The sequence below is a fragment of the Achromobacter sp. 2789STDY5608621 genome, assembly GCF_001299375.1.
Classification (GTDB): Bacteria; Pseudomonadota; Gammaproteobacteria; order Burkholderiales; family Burkholderiaceae_B; genus Achromobacter; species Achromobacter insuavis.
The window spans coordinates 19,417-23,957 of record NZ_CYTU01000038.1 but is presented as its reverse complement, the minus strand read 5'-3'; the positions used below and the strand labels follow the sequence as shown (position 1 = coordinate 23,957).

Below are 4,541 nucleotides of genomic sequence, written 5' to 3'. Positions count from 1 at the left end.
AGGCGTATCGCCACGCCCCATGCGCGGTTTTTCGTGGCGCTGGGGAAAAATGGCTATGTCAATGCGCGCGCCGCAACTCGGCGGGGGGCAGGCGCAACTGGCCGCGATACTTGGACACGGTGCGCCGCGCGAGCACGATGCCGTTGGTGGCCAACTGCTGGGCCAGCGCAACATCGGACAGCGGCATGGCCGGATCCTCGGCCTCGATCAGTTCCTTGATCAGCGCGCGCACCGCGGCGGCCGAACAGGTGCCGCCGGAATCCGTGGGCAACTCGCGCGAGAAGAAATGGCGGAACTCGAATACGCCGCGCGGCGTGACCATGTATTTGCCGACGGTCGCGCGCGACACGGTCGATTCGTGCATGTCCAGGTCGTCGGCCACTTCCTTGAGCATCAAGGGGCGCAGCGCGACCTCGCCGTATTCGAAAAAGGTCTGCTGGCGCTTGACGATCGCCTCGGCCACGCGCTGGATGGTGGTGTAGCGCTGTTCGACATTGCGCACCAGCCAGCGCGCTTCCTGCAATTCCTGCGCCATGGGGCTGCGGTCGTCGAGCCGCGCGCGCCGGAACAGTTCGGCATAGACGTGATGCAGGCGGGCCTGCGGCATGGCGCCGCGATTGGGCAAGACGCGCCAGCGCGAACGCCACTTGTCGACGAACACGTCAGGCACCACGTACGCCGGCGCCTGGTCGTCGTAGCGGCGGCCGGGTTTGGGGTCGAGCGCGCGGATCAGCGCGCAGGCATCGCGCAGGGCGTCTTCGGAGCAGTTCAGCGCGCGCCGCAGGCCGGCGGCATCGTTCTTGGCCAGCCGGTCGATCTGCTCGCGCACGATGCGCAGCGCCAGCGCCCGCAGCGATGCCTCCAGGCCGGGGGCGGCCTCCAACTGCAGCGTCAGGCATTCCTGCAGGTCGCGCGCGCCCAGGCCCGGCGCATCCAGTTGCTGCACCAGGCGCAGCGCCGCCAGCCATTCGCTTTCCTCGGGCGGCGGGGTGAAGTCCGGGCTGAGCGCGCCGCAAAGGCCGGCCAGCGGGGTGCGCAGATAGCCGTCCTCGTCGAGCGCGTCGATGATGAATTCGGCCAATAGCCGGTCTCGCGGCCCAAGCCGGTAGTTGCCCAGATCGCGCGACAGCTTTTCTCGCATGGATACCGGCGCGCTGGCCCATTGGCTCAAATCGTGGTCTTCGCCATCGCCGCGGTGGGATGCGGGATAGTCGCCGGAGTACTCGGACGCCGTTGCCGGCGACTCGGGCGGCGCATCTTCGCCCTGGCCGGGGACAGGCTCCTCGGTGACGCCGGGGGCGGACAGCGAGGCCTGCGCGGCGTCACGGCCGGCGGGGGCCGGGTCCGGCGCTTGCTCTTCCGCTTCCTCGAGAAAGGGGTTGGTGGCCAGCGCCAGCTCGACCGCCGTGGTGAATTCCAGCGCCGACATCTGGAGCAGTTTGACCGACTGCTGCAGCCGGGGGGCCAGGGTCATCTGCTGGCGCAGCCGCAATTCTTGCATCGGGTGTCCCAAGGGGCTCTCCTGCAGCGGCCGCCGGAACGGCGGCACATTCTTGGATTCATGCAAGAACCATGCCAACCCCTGCGCGTGGCGGCGGGACCGGCGCCACGGCGGGCGCCTGCCTGACGGGATTACAAGCAGACGGTAAATATTGCGCGCGGCCGGCGCCGGGGGCGCTCGGGCAAGGGGGCTTGCGCGCCCGACAGCGAGGCGGGCCTCAGGGCCGCGAGGGGGCGCCGGGGTCCTTCTCGTAGACGTCCAGACGGTTGTAGAGCGTCTTCAGGCTGACGCCGAGGGTCTCCGCCGCCAGCCGCTTGTCGCCGCCGTGATGGGCCAGGGTGGCCAGGATGAAGTCGCGCTGCGCATTGCCGAGCGCCGTGCCCACCGGGAAGTTCAGGCTGCCATCCTTGAATTCGGCGTGCGGCGCGGCGCGCGGGCGCGGCAATTCGGTGTCCAGTTCATCGTCGCCGAGAATGTAGGCGCGTTGCACCGCATTACGCAGCTCGCGCACATTGCCGGGCCAGTCGTGGCGGCCGATGGCCTGCAGCATGCGCGTCGAGAAGGTCTTGCGGGTGCCGTGCTGCCGGTTCAGTTGGTCCAGGAACTGCCGCGCCAGGATCGCCGCATCGCCGTCGCGCTCGCGCAGCGGCGGCACGCGCAGCGGAATCACCAGCAGGCGGTGGAGAAAGTCCTGCCGCAATCGGCCGTCGGCCACCGAGGCGGCCGGGTCGCGGTTGCTGGCGCACAGGATGCGCGCGCTGGCCCGCAGCAGATCGGTACCGCCGACCCGCTGGTAGGTGCCGGTCTCCAGCACCCGCAGGAAATGCACCTGCATGTCGGGCGGCATTTCGGTGACCTCGTCCAGGAACAGCGTGCCGCCGCTGGCCGATTCGAAGTACCCCGCGTTCTGAGCCACCGCGCCGGTGAAACTGCCCTTTTCGTGACCAAATAATTCGGCGTGCGCGAGCGAGCCGCTGATGGCGCCGCAATTGACCGCCACAAAGGGCTGTCCACGGCGAGCGCTGGCCTCGTGGATGGCGCGCGCCACCACTTCCTTGCCTGCGCCGCTTTCTCCCACGATGAAGACGCTGGCGTCGGTTTCGGCCGCCAGGCGCACCTGGGTGGCCAGCTTCTGCATGATGGGGGACAAGCCGGTGACATTCATATGCGGCCATGGTAGAGGTCGGACGCCTGCCTGGATGCGACCAGTTGCAAGTAATCGAAAATGTTGGTGGATCACATCGAATATTTGCGCCAAACCGGGCCGGCTTGGCTATGCTCGACAGTGGTCGCACAGGCAGCGGGCGCCGTTGCCCGCGTCGTGGCTCCAGGAGACGCAATGCCCCATCTGCTGATCGTCGACGATGACGATGCCATCCGTGAAACCCTGGCCGAATTGGGCCGTGATAGCGGGTTCACGGTGGCGCTGGCTGCCAGCGTGAAAGACGCGCTGATCCAGCTCGAGCGGCAGGCGCCCGATCTGGTGCTGACCGATGTGAGGCTGCCCGAGGGCAGCGGCATGGACATTTTCAAGAACGTCGCGGCGGCCAGCGCCGAAGTGGTGGTGATGACGGGCCATGGCACCGTGGACAACGCGGTCCAGGCCCTGCGCCTGGGCGCCACCGATTACCTGGTCAAGCCGATCTGCATGGATCGCCTGAATGGCATTCTGGCGCGCATCATGCTCAATGCCGGCGGCGAATTGCCGGGCGTGCCGTTCGAAGCGCCGGGGCGCTTCGGCAAGATGTATGGCAGTTCGGCCGTGATGCGCGAACTGTACCGCCAGATCGGCCGGGTCGCGCCCACCGGCGTCACGGTGCTGCTGGTCGGTGAAAGCGGCACCGGCAAGGAGTTGGCCGCCCATGCCATCCACGAATTGAGTTCGCGCCGCCAGCGGCCCTTCATCGCGGTCAACTGCGGCGCGATTTCGCCCCACCTGATAGAAAGCGAGATGTTCGGTCACGAGCGCGGCAGCTTCACCGGCGCGGACCGCCAGCACAAAGGCTATTTCGAGCGCGCCGATGGCGGCACGCTGTTCCTGGACGAGGTCACCGAAATGCCGCTCGACCTGCAGGTGAAATTGCTGCGGGTGCTCGAGACCGGCCAGTTCATGCGGGTCGGCACCAATCGCGAGATCGGCTGCGACATCCGCATCGTCGCCGCCACCAACCGCAATCCGGAGCAGGCAGTGCAGGAAGGCAAGCTGCGCGAAGACCTGTACTACCGGCTGAACGTGTTCCCGCTGGAACTGCCGCCGCTGCGCGAACGCGGCGAGGACATCCTTTTCCTGGCCGAACGTTTCCTGCTGGCGCAGAACGAAGAGACCGGCCGCGCCAAGGTGTTTTCGACGCGCGCGGCGGCCGCCTTGTCACAATACGAATGGCCCGGCAACGTGCGCGAGTTGAAGAATTTCGTGCGTCGCGCCTTCATCATGGCCGAGGGCGACGAACTGGATACCGATCTGCTCGCACCCCAGGTGTCGCCCAGCGGCGACCTGGCGGGCGGGCAGGTCAGCGTGCCGGTCGGCGAGACCTTGGCCGAGGCCGACCGCCGCCTGATCCTGGCCACGCTGGAACGCTGCAAGGGTGTCAAGAAGCAGGCCGCGGCGGTGCTGGGCATCAGCCCCAAGACGCTCTACAACCGGCTCGAGGAGTATGCCGCGGCGGGCTATGCGCTGCCCGGAGAGGGATCGCCAGGCAGCGAGTGACGCGCCGCGCCGGCGCGGCGTCACTTGCCGTAGCGCGTTTTCAGGTCCGCCATGCAGGTGTCCTTGGCGTTGCCGGACAGCGCGTCGCATTTCTCCTTGCCCACCTTGTAGTCGGCATCGTTGCGCGTCTTGGCGGCGTCATGGTTGGCTTCGGCCTTTTCCTTGCCGGCCTTGGCATCTGCGCGGGCCTTGTCGCGGGTGGCTTCGGCCTGTTGTTGGCAGACGTCCTTCTGGTTGCCCTTCATCCCGTCGCATTGCTTTTTGTCCATTTTGTATTGGTTGTCGATCTGTTCGTTACTGCGCACTGGCGTCGAAGCGCCCGCCGCGGTCTGC

The 4,541-nt window shown here is 67.4% G+C and carries 4 protein-coding genes; 1 reads left to right on the top strand and 3 read right to left on the bottom strand.

From position 1 onward, the window contains the following. Positions 1–58: 58 nt before the first annotated feature. Entirely contained in the window at positions 59–1,501 is a 1,443-nt protein-coding gene (locus AOZ53_RS25610; RefSeq protein ID WP_054489901.1) for an RNA polymerase factor sigma-54, read from the bottom strand. Between the two features lie 217 nt (positions 1,502–1,718). After that, positions 1,719–2,666 (bottom strand): sigma-54 interaction domain-containing protein, encoded by a 948-nt coding sequence (locus tag AOZ53_RS25605; RefSeq protein ID WP_156333513.1) that lies wholly within the window; start codon positions 2,664–2,666, stop codon positions 1,719–1,721. Positions 2,667–2,840: 174 nt separating this feature from the next. On the opposite strand from AOZ53_RS25605, the gene AOZ53_RS25600 reads away from it, so the two are divergent. Continuing rightward, positions 2,841–4,208 (top strand): sigma-54-dependent transcriptional regulator, encoded by a 1,368-nt coding sequence (locus tag AOZ53_RS25600; protein WP_054434936.1) that lies wholly within the window; start codon positions 2,841–2,843, stop codon positions 4,206–4,208. A gap of 20 nt (positions 4,209–4,228) precedes the next feature. On the opposite strand, the gene AOZ53_RS25595 is transcribed toward AOZ53_RS25600, so the two are convergent. After that, positions 4,229–4,541, bottom strand: a 313-nt coding sequence (locus AOZ53_RS25595) for a hypothetical protein (RefSeq protein WP_054489899.1), incomplete at its 5' end; no start/stop codon positions are given.